The organism is Luteibacter aegosomaticola (genome assembly GCF_023078475.1).
GTDB lineage: Bacteria > Pseudomonadota > Gammaproteobacteria > Xanthomonadales > Rhodanobacteraceae > Luteibacter > Luteibacter aegosomaticola.
The window spans coordinates 2,294,995-2,318,241 of sequence record NZ_CP095741.1 but is presented as its reverse complement, the minus strand read 5'-3'; the positions used below and the strand labels follow the sequence as shown (position 1 = coordinate 2,318,241).

The 23,247-nt window shown below is 64.4% G+C and carries 13 protein-coding genes; 8 read left to right on the top strand and 5 right to left on the bottom strand.

The window, feature by feature from the left end; all coding sequences use genetic code 11:
• Positions 1–165 precede the first annotated feature (165 nt).
• The 4 genes from L2Y96_RS10115 to L2Y96_RS10100 form a co-directional block, all read right to left on the bottom strand.
• Positions 166–1,026 (bottom strand): aldo/keto reductase, encoded by an 861-nt coding sequence (locus L2Y96_RS10115; RefSeq protein WP_247336382.1) that lies wholly within the window; start codon positions 1,024–1,026, stop codon positions 166–168.
• A 154-nt stretch (positions 1,027–1,180) separates the two neighbouring features.
• Positions 1,181–3,652: an autotransporter family protein gene (locus L2Y96_RS10110; RefSeq protein WP_247336379.1), complete on the bottom strand. Its 2,472-nt coding sequence runs from the start codon at positions 3,650–3,652 to the stop codon at positions 1,181–1,183.
• Positions 3,653–3,886: 234 nt separating this feature from the next.
• Positions 3,887–6,178: a hybrid sensor histidine kinase/response regulator gene (locus tag L2Y96_RS10105; protein ID WP_247336999.1), complete on the bottom strand. Its 2,292-nt coding sequence runs from the start codon at positions 6,176–6,178 to the stop codon at positions 3,887–3,889.
• Positions 6,178–6,828: a response regulator gene (locus tag L2Y96_RS10100; protein ID WP_247336377.1), complete on the bottom strand. Its 651-nt coding sequence runs from the start codon at positions 6,826–6,828 to the stop codon at positions 6,178–6,180. Before L2Y96_RS10100 ends, L2Y96_RS10105 begins: the two co-directional genes overlap by 1 nt.
• A 262-nt stretch (positions 6,829–7,090) precedes the next feature.
• Between L2Y96_RS10100 and tviB the strand changes: the two genes are divergently transcribed.
• The 4 genes from tviB to L2Y96_RS10080 all read left to right on the top strand — a co-directional run bounded on the left by tviB (position 7,091) and on the right by L2Y96_RS10080 (position 12,503).
• Positions 7,091–8,458: a Vi polysaccharide biosynthesis UDP-N-acetylglucosamine C-6 dehydrogenase TviB gene (gene tviB, locus L2Y96_RS10095; protein ID WP_247336374.1), complete on the top strand. Its 1,368-nt coding sequence runs from the start codon at positions 7,091–7,093 to the stop codon at positions 8,456–8,458.
• Between the two features lie 89 nt (positions 8,459–8,547).
• On the top strand, positions 8,548–10,221 hold the full coding sequence (locus tag L2Y96_RS10090) for a GMC oxidoreductase (RefSeq protein WP_247336371.1): 1,674 nt from the start codon (positions 8,548–8,550) through the stop codon (positions 10,219–10,221).
• Positions 10,222–10,232: 11 nt separating this feature from the next.
• On the top strand, positions 10,233–10,973 hold the full coding sequence (locus L2Y96_RS10085; protein ID WP_247336368.1) for a 4'-phosphopantetheinyl transferase family protein: 741 nt from the start codon (positions 10,233–10,235) through the stop codon (positions 10,971–10,973).
• A gap of 129 nt (positions 10,974–11,102) precedes the next feature.
• Positions 11,103–12,503 carry a TIGR03013 family XrtA/PEP-CTERM system glycosyltransferase gene (locus L2Y96_RS10080; RefSeq protein ID WP_247336366.1) on the top strand — a complete coding sequence of 467 codons (1,401 nt, stop codon included), beginning with the start codon at positions 11,103–11,105 and terminating at the stop codon, positions 12,501–12,503.
• Here L2Y96_RS10080 and L2Y96_RS10075 read toward each other — a convergent pair whose 3' ends face one another.
• Positions 12,504–13,205 (bottom strand): J domain-containing protein, encoded by a 702-nt coding sequence (locus L2Y96_RS10075; RefSeq protein ID WP_247336363.1) that lies wholly within the window; start codon positions 13,203–13,205, stop codon positions 12,504–12,506.
• Between the two features lie 107 nt (positions 13,206–13,312).
• Between L2Y96_RS10075 and L2Y96_RS10070 the strand changes: the two genes are divergently transcribed.
• The 4 genes from L2Y96_RS10070 to L2Y96_RS10055 all read left to right on the top strand — a co-directional run bounded on the left by L2Y96_RS10070 (position 13,313) and on the right by L2Y96_RS10055 (position 23,221).
• A complete protein-coding gene (locus L2Y96_RS10070; protein WP_247336360.1) occupies positions 13,313–14,032 on the top strand; it encodes a hypothetical protein in 720 nt (239 codons plus the stop codon).
• Positions 14,033–14,374: 342 nt separating this feature from the next.
• Positions 14,375–16,702: a hypothetical protein gene (locus L2Y96_RS10065; protein WP_247336358.1), complete on the top strand. Its 2,328-nt coding sequence runs from the start codon at positions 14,375–14,377 to the stop codon at positions 16,700–16,702.
• 89 nt (positions 16,703–16,791) lie between these two features.
• Positions 16,792–19,707, top strand: coding sequence for a hypothetical protein (locus tag L2Y96_RS10060; RefSeq protein ID WP_247336356.1), 2,916 nt, complete (start codon positions 16,792–16,794; stop codon positions 19,705–19,707).
• An 88-nt stretch (positions 19,708–19,795) separates the two neighbouring features.
• Positions 19,796–23,221, top strand: coding sequence for an Ig-like domain-containing protein (locus tag L2Y96_RS10055; RefSeq protein ID WP_247336354.1), 3,426 nt, complete (start codon positions 19,796–19,798; stop codon positions 23,219–23,221).
• Positions 23,222–23,247: the final 26 nt, after the last annotated feature.

Genomic DNA, 23,247 nt, shown 5'->3' with positions numbered 1-23,247 from the left:
CACCACGAACCAAAACCCCTTGTAGGAGCGCGCTTGCGCGCGATTCACGGGTGCCGCAAGCACCCATCGCGCGCAAGCGCGCTCCTACAGGGGTGACGGCGCCGCGAGGCGCCGGCGTCATGACGTGGGGCGCCATCGGGCGCCGGCGTCGTGGTGCGCTTCGGGTTATTTCACTGCGTGTTCCAGGGCGTCGTAGTCTTCCTGCGAGAGCTGCAGGGAGGCGCCCTTGATGTTTTCTTCCAGATGCTCCGGGTCACCGGTGCCTGGGATCGGCAGCATCACCTTCGAGCGTTTCAGCAGCCATGCGAGGGCCACCTGGCCGTTGCTGGCGCCGAGCTTGCCGGCGATCTTCGACAGTACCGAACCTTCTTTCGCCAGTTCGCCCGCGGCGAGCGGGAACCAGGGGATGAAGCCGATATCGTGCTTCTCGCAGTAGTCGAGCACAGCCTCGCTCTGGCGGTTACCCAGGTTGTAGAGGTTCTGCACCGTGGTGACCTTGAAGTACTTCTGCGCCGCTTCGATCTGCGCGACGCTGACTTCAGACAGACCGGCGTGGCGGATCAGCCCTTCCTTCTGCATCTGCTTGATCACGTCGAACTGTTCGTCCGCGGGCACCTTTTCGTCGACGCGGTGAAGCTGCCACAGATCGATGCGCTCGACGCCGAGGCGGCGCAGGCTCATCAGGACGCACTGGCGCAGGTATTCCGGACGGCCCACCGGGGCCCAGATATCCGGCCCGTGGCGGGTCAGGCCACCCTTGGTGGCGATGACCATACCCTTGTAGGGATGCAGGACTTCGCGAATGAGATCTTCGCTTACATATGGGCCGTAACTATCGGCCGTATCGATGAAATTAACCCCAAGCTCAGGTAATTTCTTAAGTGTGGCCTTGGCCTTGACCGGGTCGGCGGGATCGCCCCAGATGCCCTTGCCCGTAATGCGCATGGCGCCGAAACCGAGGCGATGCACCTCGAGGTCACCGCCGATCTTGAAGCTGCCACTTGACGCTGCATTCACGCTTGCCATCGATGGACTCCGTTGGTGTGGGAGGAAGACAACTCCATCGACATTGGTACGCAAAGTCTTGTTTAAACCCCTCGAGTGAACTGTAGGAGCGAGCTTGCTCGCGATGGGGGGTGTCGCAAGCCCTATCGCGCGCAAGCGCGCTCCTACAGGGGCCTTAGAAGGTGATGCGGATGCCTGCGTTGCCGGACCAGCCTTTCAGGCCGTAGCTACCTACGTAGTGGCGCCAGGTGCCTTCGCCGTAGAGCTGCACGTGGTCGGTGAGCTGGCTGGTGACGCCCGCGGCCACGCGGTAGGAGTTGCCAGTGCTGCCGGTCTGGAACGTATCACCCGCGTTCCACGCCTCGCTGGAGGCCTGCAACGTGGGATTTCCGTTACTGGTGTGGATAAAGTCCAGGCGGCCATACGGCGCGAACAGCGGGTTGGCGGTGCGGCCCACCTGGATACCCAGGCGCGAGGTGGCCTGCACGCTATTACCAAGACGGATATCCAGCCCATCCTTGTCGCGGAAATCACGGAAGTTCAGCTGCTGCACGCGGAACTGGAACTGCGGCTCCACGGTCCAGTCGCCACCGAGCGGCAGCGGCTTGCCCACTTCCACCGACATGGTCCAGCCCTGCGCATGCACCTTGCCCACCTCGTCGCCACGCAGGTCCGTGCTGACATCGCCGTGATAGCGGGTGACACCGATGATGCCGTCGACCCACAGGCCGCTGCCGTGCTCGTAGGTGACCCAGGCGGCGCCACCGTTGGCGTAGTACTTCGCATAGCTGTTGCCATCAGCGGCACTCGGCGTAACCCGGGTGGTGCCGTGGTCGAGCGCCCAGCCGGCACGAATCGAGCCGTGGTCGGTATCGACGGCCACGATGCCCGCGCCAACCTGCAGCGCGTTGATCTGCTGGTCGAAATCGTAGCCGTAGCGCTGGAACGAAAGATTGCGCGTGTAGTTCAGCTGGCTACCCACGACACGGGCGAACACCTCACCGCCCACATCGGCGCCGTAGGCGCTATCGCGAATTTCGCCCATCCGCTGGTGCAGGCCATCATTCAGTGCGCTGCCGTAGTTCTGCAGGGCCATCGGCGCGAGCATGTACGCCGGAAGCTGCGGCACCACCGCGGCGCGATCGACAGGCGGCCGCTCCGGGTCTTCCGGGGTCACCGGCGGCGCGCAGTCGTCACTGCAATCGGTGACGTAACGGTTGCCAAGGCGGTAATCCCACTGGAAGCCACTACCCGCACCGAGCTGGCTCTGCGCGGCATCGACCTCACCCGGGCCGAACGCGTGCAAGGTGTACTGGTACGGCCCCGCGGCCACATAGCTACCCGCCAGCGCAAAGGCATCCGCGCGCGAGTTGCCGGCCACCTGGATCAGCGAAATGCCCTCGTTGTTGTCGACGACGCCATTCCTGTTCAGATCGGTGAGCGCGCCATCACCCGTCGAGGTGACGGAGACCAGCGTCGTGCCGGTCGTCGTCACGTTGCCGTGCACGAGGAGACGATCCGTTGCCTGGGCGGCGATGGCGCCACCCTCGTTCATCCGCGTATTGAAGGTGATGTTGCCACCCTGCCCCGACAGATCGCCCGCCACGTTCACCGTGGTAAAACCGGCCGCCGGAGCGAAGGCCAGCGCACCGTCCAGGCGCAGCCCACCGATCGACGACGCACCGGTGGTTTCCCAACGCGCGGTGGCGTCAATGCCTGTATCGATGCCAGCTCCGTTGACGGCACCGCGCAGTGATGCCTTGTCGCCCAGGGTGAGATTCGCCGTGGCATTGCCTGCACCAACAATATCGCCCACCACGCTGCTCGTGGCGATATCGATATCGGCATGCATGCGGTTCTGGACCTGGATGGCGACGCCGTTACCCCCGACCAGCTGTCCGCCGTTCACGACCGAGACGGTGCCATTGGCCCACGCGGGCAGCCCGTACTGCACCAGCACCGCAGCACCGGTACCGCCCTGGACGATGGAACCATCCACGATGAGGTGGCGGCCGGGGTCGTCCACATCCCCGCCGCGCGCGTCGCCGAGGAGCACCGCGCCATTCACCACGCCGGAGACGTGGGTGCCGCCGGTCAGTTCCGCCGTGCCCGTGTTGACCAGCAGGCCACGGCTGTTCGCGCCGGTGCCGGCAATGCTGGCGCCCACGGCGGTAAGGTAGCCACCGTTGCTGACGATCGCGCCCTGGTACCCGCCGGAAACCGCGGTGCCATTGAGCGTCGCCGTCGCGGCCTGGTCACTACCCTCCGAGCCACCGATACCGATAATCGCGAGGCCTGTGCCGTTCTCCGACCGAATCACACCGCCCTGCAGGGTGGCGCTCGACCCATTGGCCACCGACAGCGCCATATCGCTCGTTCCCGCGCCCGAGGAGGCGATGGTGGCGTTGGTCGCCGTCAGGGTCGATGTCGTCAGCGCGATGTTCAACGTCGATGCGCCGGGCATCAGGGTCAGGCTGCCACCACCGCGCGCGACCCACGCTTCGACAGGGTCGCCCTGCACGACGGTGTAATTCTGACCTGGCTGCAGCGTTCTGGCGGCGACCGCCGATGCCTGGAAGACGAGAGCCACCGCAATGGCCTGGCATAAGCGAGCGCGACGAACGCGGGCGGGACGGGAAGCGTGCATGACGGGGTTTCCTTGGACAATGGGCACGCGCGCCCTCCAGGAAAGCCCTGCGGATTGGCGGCGGTGCGATGGGGATACCGGTTATTCCAGCAGCCCACGCCCACCGCCACCATTGGGCGTTGTCCTAAAAGTGGGAGCGCGTTTTAGCCGCGACATACGTGTCGCCCAGTGAAGCAGCCCGTGCCAGGGTGTCCGGCCCATGGAGGGGCAACGGCCTTGCCGTTAGATCGCGAATTAATCCTCGTCTTGTGAAACGGCCGTGAAACCCACGCCCGCCAGCGCCTCGCGCAAGGCCTTCGCGTGCCTGTCCAGGTTCAACGGATCGCCTGCCAACGCCCCCGTGACCGCACTGATCGGCGCCTCGAGTTGCGTCAGCCGCAGCACCAGTGCGGCGCCATGCACGCGATGCAAGGATTGCCGGGCCGCGGTGACATCGCCGCGGCCCGCAGCCGCCAGGGCGGCATCCAGGTCGCGCGCGCCTTCTGCACGGAATAGCGAGAACACGTCGTCCTCGTGCGCGGGCGGGGAGAGTGCCTCCCGAAGGCGATCAAGCGAAAGTGGCTTGCCCATGACGATATCGATGCCACTCTCGTTGCAGCGCTGGATGTGCTCCTCTCCCTGGGTCGCCGAAATGGCGATAAAGGGCGTGCGCGAGCTATCGGTGCGCCGTTCGCGCGCGCGAAGCTCCGCCGCGATGTCGTAACCCTGCATATCAGGGAGTTCGCAATCGAGCAGCACCGCCGCGAACTTGCCCGGCTCGAAGGCATCGATCGCCGCCTGCCCGTGATCGGCAGCCATCGTCTCGAAACCCAGGAAGCGGAGCTGGGCAGCGATAATCTGTCGATTGGCCGGATGGTCCTCGACCAGCAACACCACCCCACCGTGGCTGGCCGCACTATCGGCGGCCGCGGGCTCGACCACCGGGACCGAGGGAACCAGGCTGGTCGGCAATTCCACGCGCACCGACGTACCCACGCCTTCCTCACTGCTCAGGACCAACCGGCCACCGAGGTGGTTCACGATCTCCCGGCAGATACCCAGCCCAAGCCCGGTGCCACCCAAACGTCGTGAGCGCCGGCCATGCGCCTGGACGAACGGACGAAACAGGCCGCGCCGCCGCTCCACGGAGATCCCCGCGCCGGTGTCGAACACCTCGAAGACAAGACGGCGCGGCGCATCGCCATCCACCACCTGCCACAGCGCGATACCCACGTGGCCACGGTCGGTAAACTTCACCGCATTGGAAAGCAGGTTCTCGAGCACCTGGCGCAGGCGCGTCTCATCGAGCAACAGCCACGGCAACGCACCCATCGGGAGATCCAGGCGCACGGCCAATCCCTTTTGTTCGATGGCCGCCGCATGCCCCTGCAGCACTTCCCGGGCCACGGCCAGGGCATCGCATGCGGCGAGATCAGGCGTGAAACCTTCGGCCTCGGTACGCGTGTAATCCAGGGCGCTGCGTAGCATCCCCTGCAGATTGCGCGCACTGGATTGCGCAATGGCCATCAGGTCACGCTGCGCCCCATCCATCGGCGCACGCGCCATCAGTTCAATGGACGACGTCACCGCATTCACGGCATTACGCACTTCGTGGCTCATGACCGCGAGCAGCAACGTCTTCTGTTGCTCGCCCCGCCGCGAGGCGAGCTGCGCACGACGCATCTGCCACAGCGCAAATACGAGTGCCATGGCCAGAGCCACGCCAAGCGCGATCTCCACGCGGTAGACCGACGCGATGTGCGCCACGGTGGGCGCACGCAGGTAAGCGGTCTCAAGCCAGCGCTCGATCACGGCCTCGTTCTCACCCACGCTGATGCGGCCGAGGCTCTCGTCGATCAACGTGAGTAGCTGCGGCGCATCCTTGTGCACGGCAAGCCGCACGCTCACGGGCATCTCGGGAATATCACCCGCGATACGCAAACTCAGCCCATAGTCGCGGCGGACAATGGGGTGATAAGTCACATCGATGCCCAGCCCCGCATCGGCGATGCCGCTTTCCACGGCGGCGAGGACCTGATGCACATCGGCCAGCGGGAGCCGGTGGATCGAAGGGTGTGAGCGACGCAGCCAGCTGTCGTACTCGCCGCCCCCCTTGTAGGCGATGGTGCGCCCGTCCAGGTCGGCCAGCGTGACGCGAGCGGGCCCTACGGTGCGAGTGATCAGCAAGGTGTGGCCTACGTAAAACGGCCGCGACCACAACGCGTCGCTGCCGAGATCCGCGACCAGCCGGTCCGTAAGCGACGGCAAGAGGTCGATGCGCCCCGCCTTGAACGCCGCGACGGATTCCTCCCATGAGCTGGTGTGCACCACGACGAAGCGCAGGCCCGTCTTGGCCTGCGCCAAGGCGAGATACTGGGTAACCAGGGGATTGGACGCCTGGCCGCCGATGCGGCCGCCCTGCTGATCATCGATGGCAATGCGTACGACCGGGTGCGCCGCTGCCCACTCGCTGGGCGTGGGCGGCGTGTCCACGGCGAAAGCCAGCGGGGCCAGGCACGCGAGGATGGCGCCCGCAAACCATCGCATCACTCCGCACCGCCCTCCAGCGCCCGAACGTGATCGCGCATGGCGTAAAGCTGGTTGTCGCTCCCGATGCCAAGCTTGCGGAAGGCTGATGATTTCTGGGCGCTGATCGTCTTCAGGCTGCGCCCGAATTTTTCGGCGATCTGCGTGACGGTCATGCCTTCGAGCAAGTGATGGATCACATCGGTCTCCTTGGGAGAGAGCTTGGGATCCGTCCCGTATTCCAGTACGCGCTCCAGCGCGGGTGGTACGTATACGCGGCCGGTCATGGCCGCATCGATCGCACGGATCACATCATCGGGGTCCTGGCTTTTACCGACGAACCCATGCGCGCCTGCGGCAAGGAGCCGGCGAACGAGCGGGCCATCGTCAAAGGCCGAGACCACGACCACCTTCATGCGCGGGAACGCCGCGCGTAACGAGCGCACGAGGGTCACGCCATCCGGGTCATCCGCCGCGAGCGAATAATCGATAAGAGCCACATCGACAGGCATGGACGCGAGCAGCGCACGGAAATGCTGGCTGTTCGGAGAACTGCCCGCGATGGTGAGCGACGGATAGGCCTTGAGGTGCGCGACCAGCCCTTTAAGGACGAGCGCATGGTCGTCCAGCAAGGCCACGCGTACCGACCCGATGTAAGTGCGCGCGGACATCAGTGGACCCAAAGCCTGTTTCTAGCCATATGCCTGACCACCGATGGGGACTGGCTGGCGGAACCATATCGCGCACCCTGACGCTTGTAAACGCCATTTCCACGCCTCCGGGGAGCGCGTTCGGCTCTCGGTTCAGCCCGCGCGGCATCGGCCATAAGTAAGAGCACGTAAGCGGTACAGAAGAAGCCCCGGTCTCATTGCTACGCTTTTGGCCGCCCGGGTTTCCGGGTTTCTCATAGCCAGGCCAGGGGTGGGTGCGGGGATGGATACAGAAAGCCGTACAGCAGGCGATGCCGTCGTCGACGCACAGGACGCCAGCGCGCGCCCTTACGCCGCACCTGCCGCGTTCATCGCCCGCGCGCTCGACACGCTGCGGTTGGGAATCGTTGGCCTGGGCTACGTCGGCCTGCCACTGGCCGTTGAATTCGGCAAGAAATACGCAACCCTCGGATTCGACATAAATTCACGACGCATATCGGAGTTGCGCACCGGCCTCGACGTCACCCTGGAAGTGGATTCCGCCGAGCTCGGCGAAGCCCAGCGCCTGCGCTTTTCCTCGGCCATGCATGATCTCGCCGAATGCGACACCTTCATCGTCACGGTGCCCACGCCGATCGATGAGGCCCGCCGCCCCGACCTCACGCCACTCATCCGCGCGAGCGAGACGCTGGGCAAAGTTCTCAAACGCGGCGACGTCGTGATTTATGAATCGACCGTTTATCCGGGCTGCACCGAAGAAGTTTGCGTGCCCATTCTCGAGCGTGAATCGGGACTCGTTTTCAACCAGGATTTTTTTGCGGGCTACTCGCCGGAGCGGATTAATCCCGGTGACAAGACGCATCGCGTTACGGGAATTCTCAAAGTTACCTCGGGCTCGACCCCCGAAGTCGCCGAATTCGTGGATGCGCTGTACCGGTCGGTGATCACCGCCGGCACCCACCGGGCGAGTTCGCTGAAAGTGGCGGAAGCGGCGAAAGTTATCGAGAACACGCAGCGCGACCTCAACATCGCCCTGGTGAACGACCTCGCCATCCTCTTCAACAAGCTGGGTATCGACACTCTGGAAGTGCTCGAGGCGGCCGGCACCAAATGGAACTTCCTGCCGTTCCGGCCTGGCCTGGTTGGCGGCCACTGCATCAGCGTCGATCCGTATTACCTGACCCACAAAGCCCAGCAGGTGGGCCACCACCCCGACGTGATCCTGGCCGGCCGCCGCACCAATGACGGCATGGGCCCGTATATCGCGAGCGAGCTGGTCCGGCTCATGGTGCGCAAGGGGATCAACCCGGTTTGCGCGCGCGTGCTCATGCTGGGCCTCGCCTTCAAGGAAAACTGCCCCGACCTGCGCAACACCCGTGTCGTGGATATCGTGGCCGCCCTGCATGCCTATGGCGTCACCGTGGATGTGCACGACCCGTGGGTGCGCGCCGAAGAGGCCATCCATGAATACGGCATCGCCCCCGTCGAGGCACCCCGCCAGGGCACCTACGACGCGGTCGTCGTCGCCGTCGGCCACCGTGAATTCGCCGCCATGGGCGCAGAAGGCATCCGCGCCTTCGGTAAACCGGCGTCGGTGGTCTACGACGTGAAGTACGTCCTCCCCCGCGACGCGGTGGACGGCAGGCTCTGATCCCGCACCGCACATGAGAGGGCGCGGATAAGCGCTCCGACACCAAAAACAAGAATGCACTCGGAACGCTCTTAGCTGGGAGTACTGCCGTGATCCTCGATTACCTTGACGGGTCGGTCCCTACCGACCATCAGGCCGACCTGTGCGTGATTGGCGCCGGGCCGGCCGGCATCGCTATCGCCCGCGCCTTCCTGGGCACCCAGGTGCGCGTGCTGCTGGTGGAAAGTGGCGGCCTGGCCGGTGAAGACCGCAGCCAGGCGCTCTATGAAGGCACCGCCGTGGGTGGCGCGCCGTTCGACATGGCGCATTCGCGCATGCGCGTGTTTGGTGGCAGTTGCACCCTATGGGGTGGTGGCTGCATTCCCTTCGCGGATACCGACCTGGAACCACGTGAGTGGGTCCCTGAAAGCGGCTGGCCGCTGCGCTATGCCGATCTGGCACCGTGGTATACGAAGGCACGCGACTTCTGCCAGATCGACCCCACGCATACGTTCGGCCCAGGGCAATTCGACGGCCCGACACAACGCCAGCCGCTGGATCTCGATCCCGAGGCGCTGGCAAACCTCCTGTTCGCGCGCAGCCCCATCCTTTTCGGCGAAGCCTACCGGGACGAGATGCGCACCGCGCCCAATATCACCGTGCTCCTGCACGCGAACCTGATGGAACTCGAGGCCAACGCCTCGGCCACCGCGGTGGTTCGCGCGCGGATCGGCTCGCTGAGCGGCCGCCGTGGCCACATCAACGCGCGCCACTTCGTGCTCGCGGCGGGTGGCATCGAGAATGCCCGCCTCCTGCTGCTGTCCGATAGCGTCGCGCCCTGCGGCCTCGGCAACGATCGTGATCTCGTCGGCCGCTATTTCATGGACCATCCGCGCGGGACGATCGGCAGCGTGCACTCGCGCTCACCCGACACGCTCACGCGCCCGTACGAGCGCACCATCGGCAAGGTACGCCTGCCGGTCGCTGCCGAGATCGGCCTGGCCTCCGACGCCCAGCGCCGTCACCGCATCCTGAATGGCCGCGTCCACCCGTTCGCCGTGGAAGGCGAGCTGCCCAAAGGCATCCGCGCCCTGCGCAATGTCCGTGCGGCGCTGCGTCCGCCGAGCCGTGATGAAGCCACGGTGCTCGAGGCCCGTCTTTCGGCGGCCATGAGCAATGGCCCGACCGCCACCGCCGTCGCCGTCCCGCCCAATCTCGCCATGAGCGCCGTCAGCCTCGGGCTGCATATCGGCGACGTGATCCGTGCCGCCGCGCAGAAAGTGGCCGACAAGCCCACCGTGCGCAGTGAACGCGTCGAGCTGGTCGGCTTCTTCGAGCAAGCCCCCAACCGCGATTCACGCATCACGCTCGGCAACACCCGCGACGCGCTCGGCCTGCGCCGGGTGAACGTGGACTGGCGCCTCACCGAACTCGACCGCTACACGTACCGCACGCTCACAACCCTGGCCGGCAAGCCGCTCGCCGATGCCTGCGGAGGGACGTTCGAAGTCGCGCCGTGGGCCAACGACGCGACGGCGGCACCGGAAGTCTTCGGCACGGCCCACCACATGGGCACCACGCGCATGTCGACCGACGCCAACTCGGGCGTGGTAGATACGGACGGCAAGGTGCATGGCGTGCACAACCTCCACGTCGCCGGCAGCTCGGTATTCCCCACCAGCGGCTGGGCGTTTCCCACGTTCACCCTGGTGGCACTCAGCCTCCGCCTGGCCGATCACCTTCGCGTGCTGCTCGCGGCGTGCGAGGGTAGCGGGCTCACCTGATGGACGGACGGATGAGCCGCGACCGCAAGCAGGTGTTTGTCGAAGAGGTCGGCGAGCTCATCCGCGCGAGTGGCTTCGGCGCAGCCCGTGCGCATGAAGCCAGCGTGCTCGTCTTCGATACGAAGGCGTTCGCCAGCCAGGTGGCCGCGGCGGGCGAACTGCTCGACCGGACGGAACGCACGCGGGCCGCCCGCTTCCGCTACCAGAGCGACCGTGCCACCTACACGCTCGCCCACGCCGTATGGCGCATCGCCATCGGCCAATGCATCGATGCCGCACCCGAGGACGTACCACTCGCGGCCACGGCCGAAGGCAAACCCCACCTGCCCGGCGTCGCCTTTTCCACCAGCCTCAGCCATAGCGGCAGCATGGTGGCGCTTTCGGTCTCGACGGCCGCGACCATCGGCGTCGATATCGAAGTGGTGCCGGCGAAGATCGACCTGGATGCGCTGGTGCCCATGTTCTGCACCCGCCGCGAAGCGATGGACGTGCACGGCCTGCGCCCCGCATGTCGCGCACGCCGGCTGATGGAACTGTGGACGCGCAAGGAAGCCTTGCTGAAAGCCTTTGGCGTGGGCTTCCGTACCGATCCCGCGACGACACCCGCACCGCCGAGCGAGCTGCAGATGCCGCCGCCCGATGCGTTTTTCGCGCCGCCGTGCCACACCCGCAACCTCGGCGACGCCGACCAATGGATCGCCGCCGTGGCAACGCCAGCGGCCGTGCGCGAGGCCCGTGTGCATCTGTTGTGATACAGCAGTGTTACAACCATTCGGCCTAGCCATCGCGCAAACCGTAAGTGCAATCGACACACCCCGCCCCCACGCCTAGCCTTCATCGCATCAGCACGCAAACATTGCGTGGGCCACAGGGGTGTACTGATGTTCCGTCTCTTCCGGCAGCCGATCGTTCGCTGGCTAACGCTCCTCGGCGTCGTGGAGCTATTGCTCCTCGCGCTCTCGCTTAACCTCGCCACGTGGATCCGCTTCGCGCCTTCGCCGGAAGACCTGCAGGCGTCGAATCAAACGGTGATCGCACGCGCGGTGATGTTCGCCGTGGTGATCTTCCTCGGCATGGCAGCGCTCGGCGAGTACCGCGGCAACCTGCGCATGAGCTGGCGCGGCCAACTGGCCCGGCATGCGATCGCCTTCATCCTTGGCGGCCTTGCACTGATCGTTGGTTACTACGTGATCCCGCAGGCCTACGTCGGCCGCGGCGTGCTCGGCATGGGCCTCGTCTTCGGCTTCCTCACGACCGCCGGCTTCCGCGGCCTGTTCATGCGCCTGGTGGAGATGGATGCGCTGAAGCGCCGCGTCCTGATCCTTGGCGCGGGCGAACGTGCTGCACAGATTCATAACCGCATGCGCCGCCGTTCCGATCGCCGCGGCTTCTTCCTGGTCGGCTATGTGCCCGGCCCGAGCGATACCCCGCAGGTCCCCGAGCCGCTGCTCATGGCGCGCGATATCCCGCTGGCCGATCTGGCACGGCGCGAGCGCATCAGCGAGATCGTCGTCGGCGTGGACGACCGGCGCGGTTCGCTCCCCATGGACGACCTGCTCGCCTGCCGCCAGCTCGGCGTGCAGATCACGGACCTCACCACCTTTGTGGAACGCGAGGCCGGCCGCGTGCAGCTCACCATGCTCGACCCGTCGTGGCTGGTGTTCTCCGGTGGCTTCAATGCCACGCCGTTCGCGCTGTTCGCCAAGCGCGCCTTCGATATCCTCGCCTCGCTCGCCATCGCCCTGCTCTGCTGGCCGCTGATGCTGTGCGTGGCCCTGTGCATCCGGCTCGAATCCGGCCGCGGCCAGCCCATCTTCTACCGGCAGGAGCGAGTGGGCGAGCAAGGCCGCACCTTCTGGCTCTACAAGTTCCGCAGCATGCGCACCGATGCCGAAATGGACGGCGTGGCACGCTGGGCCAAGGCCAACGACGACCGCGTGACCCGCGTAGGCAAGATCTGCCGCAAGCTGCGCTTCGATGAGCTGCCGCAGCTGTGGAACGTGGTGCGCGGCGATATGAGCATCGTCGGCCCGCGCCCGGAACGACCGCAGTTCGTGTCGGATCTGGAAGGCAAGATCCGCTATTACAACCTGCGCCATAGCATCAAACCCGGCCTGGCCGGCTGGGCGCAGCTTTGCTATTCGTACGGCGCGTCGGAAGAAGACGCCGCCGAGAAGCTCAAGTACGACCTGTTCTACGTGAAGAACCACAGCCTGTTCCTCGACCTGGTGATCCTGATCGAGACGGTGGAAGTGGTGATCTTCGGCCGTGGCGCGCGCTAATCAACGCGGCGCGTGCGCGGAGCGGACATGCAGGGTCCGCAGTGGCGAGCTGTACCAGTCGACGACGGAGCCACCCTCGAACCGTACCCACGAGGGGCCGTACTCCCAGCGATCCGCGCTACGCAACGTCGGCTCGCCCTCGAGGGCCGTGACCTCGTCATCCTTCATGCCGATAGTCAGCGATGCCGTGCTGACCACGGGTGCCGCCTCGGCCGTCACCGCCGGCACGCCCTCGGCGACGGGGTCCACCCGATCCGGATCCGGCACAAAATCCCAAACCAACACCCCCGCCACCACCAACACGCCAACCCACGCAAACCGTGTAGGAGCGCGCTTGCGCGCGATAGGTGCGGCGATATCGTCAGGTACAGCGGCAGGCGCCGGGTCATTCACCGCTGCGCTATCACGGACGGTGTCGGGATCGCGCGCAAGCGCGCTCCTACAGGGGGGCGTTGTGGTGGCGGGGGCGGCGCCGGGGAGGCGGCCGTGCCTTCGGTGGAAATCCATGGCTGCGGAGTATTGGGCCATCAGCCGTTGCAGGCGCCGGGCGGCGAGCGCATCGGCACGCTCGCCGCGCGAGCGGCGGTCGGGGTGCCATTGGGAGACGTGGCGGCGGTATGCCTGCTTGAAATCAGCCAACGAGCAATCGGGCTGCAGGCGCAGCTTGCCGTACAGGTCGAGGAAGTCGGTTTCGTCCGCCACGAGCGCTATCCCCAGGGGTGGCGCGCGTATCGTTGGCCCAGCGCGCCGCAATGTGCAGCGTGGCGCAGGCTGGGCCGCGTGACAAGTACAACCTTTGGAGGATTTGCATGCGCTTGCTGTTACTTACCGCGCTGTTCGCCACCGCCGGCCTGAGCGGACCCGTGGCTGCCGCCGATGAACCGGGCCCGTCGCTCGGCGCCCACGTTTTCCTCGGCCAGGGCGAAGGCCTGGGCACGGATCCCGCGGTGACGCCCGCCATGGATACCGCCTCCAATGGCAGCGTGCTCATCGCCTTCAACGCCGGCTATGCCAGCAACGATGGTGGCCCGAAGGACACCTATGGCAACCGCTGGAAGTCACTGGGTCACGGATTGACCTACGCCAACTACGGCGACCGCTTCGGCGTGACCGCGTACGTCGCGCTTGCCGCCAAAGGCGGCCCGGGGCACCGCCTTTCCATCGCCAAGCCCGGCGAACCGAAGGGGGAGCTTTCCCTACCCTTTGTCGAGGTGCGCAACGCCACGCGCGTACAGGCCTTCGCACAAAACTACGCCGACGCCTCGCTGGTGGTCGCCAGCAAGGAGATCACCGTGGATGGCCCCGCAACGCTGCTCGCCTTCTGGTGGGGCGATGGCGGCGTCAAGCGGATGACCGCCGTGCCCGGCGACGGATTCACGCTCATCGATAGCTTCGTGGAGCTGCCAGACGAGAGTGGTGTGCAAGGTGCGGTCGCCTGGCGCCAGGTCGACAAGGCCGGCACGTACCAGGTGCACTGGACTGCGGCTCCCGTTCAGGGAGCGGCACTGTGGATCATCGCGATCCGGTAGCCCGTTTTGTTCGATATCGGACACGTTGTCCGGAACCGGACGACGTGAATCGAGGCGCCATGCGGGTTGCGCGAGGCTAGTGAAAAACGGCACGAAAATGGTGTCCGATTCCGGACGTCGGCGCCTACAACGAACGTGATATTTGCTTTTTATTTCATACGCTTATAGTGGTCCAACGATATCTCCCCGGGCCACGGCGGCATGGCGAATGGATCGCCACGGCATGGAATAGCCAGGCATGGATGCCACGGCAACGGAACTGGGTAGGGATCACAGCTGGACGCATACGTCACGGCGGTCCCGGGCGGGTATCGGCCCTCACAATCCGCAAGGAGCACATCGATGAAACGGATGACCAAGCGCGCCCTGCGCCGCGCCGCTGCACGCGTCGTTTCCCGCACACACTTCCGCGCCTGGCTTACGCCGGGCTCGCGGCGTAAGCGCATCACGCCCTTCTCGCCCGAGGCCGACATTCCGTTTGCCGCGCACGTCCTTCCGCCCAACCTCGCGCGCCCCATCACCGATCTGCCTGACGACGAAGTCGAAGACGGGCTAATCACCCTCAGCGGCTATAACAATGGCTTTACGGTCCGTCTTGGTGCGCTCGATGATCTGATGCCAGACGGATATATGGACTCCGACACCTTCGAACTGACGATTTTCGCCGAGGTGTACACGCTTCGCTTAGGCGACGATCCACCCGACATCATTGAATTTGAGGTTCCCGCCAAATTCTTTGGTCCTGTCGAGTTCGACCATAATTCGTTCGACATGACCTGGCTCGTTAAATATGGTGGATCGTCTGCCAGCGGCCTGCCCGCAAAACTGACCATCGACACGATTCGCCCAAGCCCCGGCGGCGCGTTCCTGGCCGCACTGATCTTCGACGACGACATCATCAAGAACGGTATTACGTCGAAGACGTTTGCTGGCGCCGACTATATTGAAGCCACGCTCCCCGGTTACACCGGCGAGAAGGCGGCGGACTGGATCCGGCCCTATGTCAACAAGGTCATGGACACCGATCCAACCCACTTCGCGGTCGTTCCGTATGGGAACTCATCAGAAGTAATCACGCTTCGCTTCTATCGCGGCTTCATTGAAGCACAGGGCGATGGGGAGTGGGATTTCCAGTGCGACGTGATGCCCCGCGAAGAAAACCCATCGCCGCTGTCCCGGTCTATGCTCATCCGAGTCAGTCTCGAGGATGCCATCGACGATCTGGATGAACCGGCTGTCCCGGCCTATGACGATGATCCCGTCGGCAGCCAGATCATCGACGAGGCTGACGCCCGCGCACTGGTCGTCGTGCAGATCCCATCCCATCCGGACATCACCGACCGGGACTCGATCGAGATCCTGTTTGGCGACGACACCGTCACAGACCATGTGCGTGTTGAGAACCCCGACCTAATTGAGATCAGCGTTGAATACGCTGCCGTACTCGCTGCGTGGCTCGTCGGGAACGAAGACGCCGACGACGTGACGGTAGCGGTCGATGTCGCCTACAACGTTATTAGCGAGGAAGGCAACGTCCGCGGTAAATCCGCCCCGCATCGGGTGGAGATCAATTTGCATGTCGCTGGCGGCATTATCGATCCCGACCCAGGCACCGAGCCCAACGAAAACCTCATTGAGCTGGAGACGCGTTCCGCTAGCGATATGCCTAACCGGATCCCGATCAGCGACCGCGAGGAAGATGCCACGGCAAAAGTCCCGAAACTATCGCGCATGGACGACGGATCCGATGGCTTCAGGCCGGCGTTCAAAGCTGGGGACGTCATCAAGATCATCGCCCGCGCGGGTGTCGACCCGGAAGATTTCGTGCTGGCGACGTACCCCGTAGTTGAAGCGGACCTGACACCGCCCGACGGTGAGCTCGACATCGTGCTTCCGTGGGCGGAACTGGAAAAGCTACCTGGCGGCACCATCCCCTTCGCCTACTGGATCGATACGGCCCTGGCCGGGGGCGGGACGAACACCAATAAATCGCCGCCTACGAACGTCATCATCGAAGATGCAAGCGCCCTGCCGGGTGGTGGCACGTTGCCCGCCGTGATCATGCCGGAACGCGGCGATCGATCGTCCGGCCCCGACGTTGTCCCCCTGGGCCACATCGTCAACGGCGTGGCCATCGGCTTCCCTGTTGACATCGAAAACTTCGACCCCGACACCGACACGATCACCCTGTCCATTCCGATGTACGCCGCTGGACACAAGGGCGGCGAAGCGCCTGTCGCTGGATACGGCGACGTGGTCGGCCAGAACCAGTTCGTGCTCACTCCGCCGCATGTCGTTCGCGAAGCGGAGTCGGGCGAGGTGGCTGAACCGGTGTCGGGAGAGCCCGAATATGCAACGCGCCCGCCCATCACGGCACGCCACATCCTGTTCCGCCTGACGCCCGACCGGCTGCCCGAACTGCACGGCACCACCTTCTACCATAGCCACGTGGTCTGGACGATCGAGAACAGCGTGGGCAAAGGCACTTCGCCCACCGACGTCGTAGACGCCATGAAGGTGACGTTTGAAACGCGAGGCACTGTAACGCCACCGGCTGCGAGCACAGGGAGTCACCTTGAAACCACGGCAGCCGCCGAGGGTCGCGGTGAGGCCGATCCGCACCACGACCTTGCATGGATCCTGCGGCGACTGAGGAAAATGTTGAGTTAGTCGCAAGGAACGCACCGCTAGGCCAGCGTCCCGAACCAGGCGCTGGCTCGCCGAAACCATACGGAAACGTGCCGCACAAGGAGTGCCACATGGCAACGATCGCCCCCATGGTCATCTACGCACCGAAGATCAACGGCCGCGAGCCCGGCCGCCTGAGCCTGGCTGATCTGCTCAGTGGACCGGGCAAGGACGTCTACTTCACCTGCGCCTCCTCGGTCATTGGCGAGCCAGCTAAGGTCATGCTATTTCTCACCCGCAAGGGCGAGATGCTCGATCCAGGCAAGCCGCTGGCGCAGCTTCAGGTCACGGGCGAGATCGATTTCATAACCTTTGTCGTGAAGGGAGACGTGATCGCCGGATCGCCCGTCGGCAATGGTTTTACCGGCGATGGCGTCTTCGATGCCATGGTCAGGGTCGACTTCGGCGGCAGCTCCCTGGATTCTCCGCCCACCGAGGTCACCGTCAAATGCAGCCTGCCTGGCGGTATCGCCAAGGATGATGGCTCGACCGCATGGATCAACGAGAACCTCGCCGCACCGCGGGTCATGCCGAATCCGGTACCTGATGGGCACAACGCACCGGTGGTTCTCGAGCTCGACCCTTACGATGTCTGCGAAGCCGGCGACGTCGTGCTGTTTGAATGGGGTGGCGAAAAGGTGAGCTTCACCGTCACCGATCCAAAGCGTGGCGTAACCGCCGAGGTGCCGTGGGATGCGGTGGTGAGGGTGGGCGGTGGCAGCGTGCCCCTGACCTGGTCAGTGAGCGATGTGGTGGGCAACTGGTCGCGACACGCGCCGTCGATTCGTGTCGATGTGGAAGTCGACGATGGCACGCTGCGCGCGCCAGTGCTGTACTACGACCTTGCCACGGTAGTGATCGATCCGCTCGACCTCACCAAGCTGGGCGAGCGCGCCTTCCTGATGCACCTTGCCGGCAGTGCCGGCGTGAGTCCCGGCGATGAGGTCAGGGCATACTGGAAAGCAACCCTGACCGACGGCACGTCGCGTGATCATCAGCTCGAACCGGTCACCTGGGTCGATCCGTTCGAGCCACTCAATCTCGAGGTGCCATACGCCTACGCCAGGGAAGCCGCCGGGGGTACCGTCGCAGTGTGGTACACACTGAATGGCAACGCCAAGCTGTCCAGGACACAGCGCTACCGGGTAACCGATCTCCCCGAAGCGAAGTTGTCACCACCGCTCGTCCCGGGTCGCAACGGCAATGAGCTCGACCCCTTTACCCAGGGCAATTTCATCAAGGTCACGGCGCCGTACAACGAGCTGTACATGCTGTCCGGAGCCACCGTGACCATGACCATCATTGGCCGCGCGCCCGACGTCGACACAGCCCGCACCTCCGATGCGATCCGCGCCACCGACCGTTACTGGAGCGACGACTACCCGCTCACGTCCAGTGACCTGGGCAAGCCAGTGGTCTTCGATTGCCCGGCGACCGAGCTGCAAGCCGTCGAAAATGGCACCGCTGACTTCTACTACGAGATCACGCCACCGCCCGCCCTCGCCGCATCGTGGCCGGGCGGCATCCATGCTGCGACCAAGGTCTCGGAAACACTCACCCTCCAGATTCGCCGCGCGGGCGCACCAAGCAAGTACGGCGCCCCCACCGATCCCAACGTGCGCGATGGCATGCTCGATCCCAATCTGCCGAGCACCACCGTCACCATCCCCCTGCCCACCAACGGCGGCCCGGCCGCCGGCACTGACGTAACGCTCAACTGGGTCGGCACACCGCCGTACTCCTCCAGCGGCAAGGTGCCCAGCACAGCACCTCTCACCTTCCGTGTCGGCGCCGATTACATCGGCGGCAGTCGCGGAACCACGGTCAACGCCACATACCACGACGCTGCCGGCCGCCTGTCCGAGACGCTCAGCTTCCGCGTCGGCCCTGCCGACCTCGCGCCGCCGACCGTGGACGAGGCCACCAATGACACGCTCATCCCGTTCGCCGCGCCCAACGGGGCGACCGTGCGCGTGCCGGAAACCCTTGGCCCAGGCGCCGAGATTATCGTGCACTTCGACACGTGGAGCAGCGACCCCATCCGCTGGTACCCCGGACTCAAGGTCACCGTGCCGCCAGCCGAAATCGCCAGCCGCCTCGGCGAACGCATCGACGTCAGCTATACCGTCGACGGCGCGCCTTCGCCGGCGCTCTCGCTCCGCATCCAGGCGATTGCGGACGGTGACCTACGATTGCCCAAGCCGGTCATCCCGTTGGCGATCGGTGGCGTGATCGACCTGGAAGCCAACACCGGCGAGGTCCTCATCACGGTCGAGCCGTGGCCGCTGATTGCGGAAGGGCAACGGGTCTGGCTGGAGGTTCAGGCCTCTGATGTCGCCGAGCCGCTTGTGTTGTGGGAACGGTCTGCCGTCACCGCATCTGAAGTTACCAGGGGTCTCAGCAAGGCCATCACCCGCGGATGGCTCGACGCACGCCCTGACGGCGCGACGATTACGCCGAGGCTGTGGGTCACGTTTGACACGGCCACGGATAAGACGAAGGCCGTCATGTTCCCTGGGACGAGTTACATCGTGAAGAACGCTTCCGATGACGTGACTGAGGATTTCGAGACCGTCGGCTACGTTCGCTTTGACCCAGAGGTGCCTAAACCTATCGGGAAGCTAATAGTGACCGGAAAGAACGGCGGTTACGGGATGACCGAGAACGCAGAAGTCTTACACAAACCCCCGTTTATCGAAGACCGGTTCATTTACCTATGGAAAGGGGATCTGCTTATCGAACTGCCTGGCGTGTTCCGATCCGTTCGCTTCGGAGCCTACTCCTTTGGTAACGCATATGCCTTTACGTTCTTGGACGAAATGTCCCAACCAATCGGCACCGCGGCTCTTGTCAGATCCCCGGAATGGGTCACATTCAGTTCGAGTGGCAAGCCCATCAAGTTCATCATGGTCACCGCGACCACGAACGCAGACGGTCTATGTCTCGATAACTTTACGCTGTCGCAACAGGACCTCTTGTCGCGCTGAAAGCAGTCCGAAGATCAACGAGAACAATGAGGATTCGACAACCTGCCCGGTAACAGCGCACCGGGCACGACAAGGAAAGGATTCCACCATGACCACACAACACCGCTCCCCTATCGCACACCTCCCCGCCCGGCACCTGCCAGCGCCACCAGCGTCTGCACATGCATTCGCGCGCCCACAGGCAACACTCGGCAGCACGAAGATCAACGGGCAAGATGTCGGTTTGCTCGGCTTTAACGACCTTCTCGATACGCCAAATCGACGCGTCATTGTCACCTGCGCGTCGAGCATCATCGTTCCGCCGGCGAACATAGAGCTGTGCTGGGGTGTCGATGGTACGGGGCAGCCCAGGATCATCGCCTCCGAGCCGCTCATCGATGAGACCGAGTGGCTTTCCTTCGACCTGCCCGGCGCCATGATCGCTGGCATGGAAAATCCCGTCGACGGCAGCTTCGCCGGTGAAGGCATCCATGACGTTTTCGTCCGCATCAACTACGGCTCGAGCAAGGACGACTCGCCGCATACCACGGCTACCGTCAAATGCCGGCCGCCCGGTGGGCTGGATCCGATCAACGACGGCCGCGATCGCAACGAGAACCTCCCGCGCGCAACCGTCTTCCCCGCGACGATTCCCGATGACGACGGGATCGATGTCACGGTCACCGTCAATGACTACGAAGTGCGTTTCGACGGCGATGTGCTGATCGTGTCCTGGGGCGGCGTCTACCTTCCGGCCGTGCCCAGTGGGCCTGGCGGTCCTATCACGGTGCGTGTGCCGCGGGAGACGATCGGGCGCGTTGGCGGCGGCCAGGTGCCGGTGACTTACTGCATCTACGACATCGCCAACAACTGGTCCAAGTGGGCGCTGGATACCCTGACGGAGGTCGAGATCGATCCCGGCACGCTGCTGCGCCCTTCCCTCTACTACGTCAGCGGCAACGCCGTGCCCGATGACCGGATCGACCTGGCCATCGTCGGCAGCGATCCGCTGTTGGTGCGCATTCCGATCAGGGAAATCGACGAAGGCGATACCATCGTCGCGTGGTGGAAAGTCATCCTGCCTTCGGGCGACGGGCCACTCGAGCAGTCCGATGAGATGACGTACAACGACCCCGAGAGCCAGTTCTACCTCGAAGCCGTCCTCAGTAACGCCACGGCGCTCGAAGCGGCCGGGGCCAAGGTCAGTGTCTGGTACGTCGTGACGAACCGCGGTTTGACCTCGAAGAACCACCGCTACGAGGTCAGCCAGCGACCCGCCATGAACCTGCCTGCGCCAGTCGTCCCTTCGGCTGTCGGCGATAACCTCGATCCCTTTGCCGCGGCGCGCTCCGTGGAGGTGCTCGTCCCGTTCAACGAGGAGACACGGCCCTATCTTGTCCAGGGCGCCTCGGTGAAGCTCACCATCGTTGGCAAGGCCGGGGACACGACACGCTTCTGGACCGAGGACTTCACGCTGGGCTCGGCCGATGTCGGCCACGACCTGTCGTTCTATTGCCCGGTCGATGAACTACGTGCTGTCGAAAGCGGCACCGCAGCCTTCAGCTACGAGATCAGCCTGCGCGCTCCCACAAGCGATGGGTCGCGCGGCTATCTGCTGGCCACATCACGCGTGTCGGATACGCTCACCCTCAACATTCGGAGGGCCGGCGCGCTGCCAAACTACCCGGCACCCCTCGTGCCCGATGTCGTCGACGGCGAACTCGACCCCGACCTCGACACGACCCGTGTGCTGATTCCGCTAGCTGCCCAGGGCGGCCCGGTGACGGGCACGGACGTTACAATGTTCTGGCGGGGCAACGCGACCGATACCAACAGCGGCACCGTGGGCACGGGCCAGCTGGCGTTTCGCATCAATCGCAGCGTCATCGAGCGTGATGAGAACAGCTACGTCACCGTCGAGTACACCGCCGGTGGCCGGCCATCCGACACCACGCGGTTCTGGGTGGGGCGTGCGGCCATCAACTTGCCCGCCCCCACCGTGGACGAGGCAGCGGGCGAAGAGCTCGACCCGTTTGCCGCCCCCACTGGCGCCACTGTGCGGGTGCCTGCTGAACTGACCGCGGACGACACGGTGGTCGTGCACTTCGGCACCTGGACCAGCCCGCCCACCCAGTGGGTACCCAACCTCACGGTGACGGTGCCGCCGACGGAGATTGCCAGCCGCCTCGGCCAACGTGTCGAGGTGAGCTATAGCGTCGGCGACAACACCTCGCCGTCGTTGCCGCTACATATCACGGCGATAAGGGATGGGGACGCCAGGCTGCCCAAGCCAATAATCCCGTTGGCTAGCGGTGGGGTGCTCGATCTCAAAGCGAATCCCGGAGAAATTCTTACCACGACCGTACCGTGGCCAGTCATCGCGCAAGGACAAAACGTATGGCTCGAGATCCACGCGTCTGACACCGCTACGCCACTCGTGCTGTCGACGGCCTCAGGCGTCACCGCGTCAGAAGTCACCAAAGGCCTAAGCAAGGCCATCACCCGTAGCTGGCTTGACGCACGCCCCGATGGGGCGATGATTACGCCGATGCTTTGGGTGACCTTCGACAAGTCCACAGATAAATCGCACGCCGTGCTCTTCCCGCAGACCACTTACACCGTGTCGCATGTGGCAGACTTCAGGATCGATCCCAGCGAGATGGCTCTAACCAAGGGCTCCAGCGCCACCCGTAAGCCTACCGGCGGACGCACGCCGTACACCTACCGCTCCAGCAAGGCCGCCGTCGCCACGGTGGACAGCAACGGCAAGGTCACGGCGATCAAAGCCGACTCGGCTGTCATCACGGTGAGCGATTCGTCCGATCCAGCGAAAACGGGCACCTATCCGGTCGTCGTGTCCGAAGCGTTCTACATCGACCCCTTGACGATGACCCTCCAGGTAGGCGGCAGCGAGATACGGAAACCCAGTGGTGGTCGCCCACCGTACGCGTTTGTAGCGAGTCCTGGCGCGATCGTTACGGTTGACGCGACGGGAAAGGTCACCGGAAAAAATCCTGGAACCACCATTGTCACGGCGTCCGACTCCAGTGTCCCAGCTGCAAGAAAGACCTACACCGTGATCGTTGAAGACCCAAACGTTGCGGATCTTGATGATTTACGCTTGGGAAAACTCCCCCCCGGGAAGACCCTGACAACGTCTAACGGTCTACTGTCAATTACTACGATATCTTCCGCAGTCGGAACCGCAGGTATCGCGATGGTGGGAGAGAACTTCGCGCCGCAGTTAACGGGTCGACACTTTTTCGTGCCGCCTGGGGCGATCGCACGAGTGGACTTCAAACGCCCCGTGAAGGAAGTTCGCTTCGGCTCGAGCGCGACCTCCACGCAGGATAAGTCTCTGAGCTACACATTCCGCAATACCGCAGGTGTGGTGGTGAAGACTATGTACCCTCTCGCGACTAAGGAGTGGATCACCTATCGGATCGCAAGTGGCTTCATCGGCTCAATTACGATCTCCAGTTCCTCGCCGCACTATGGACTCGGGGTTGACAACTTCAGCATCAAAGCCGAATGAAAGAACACGATGCACCCGATCACATC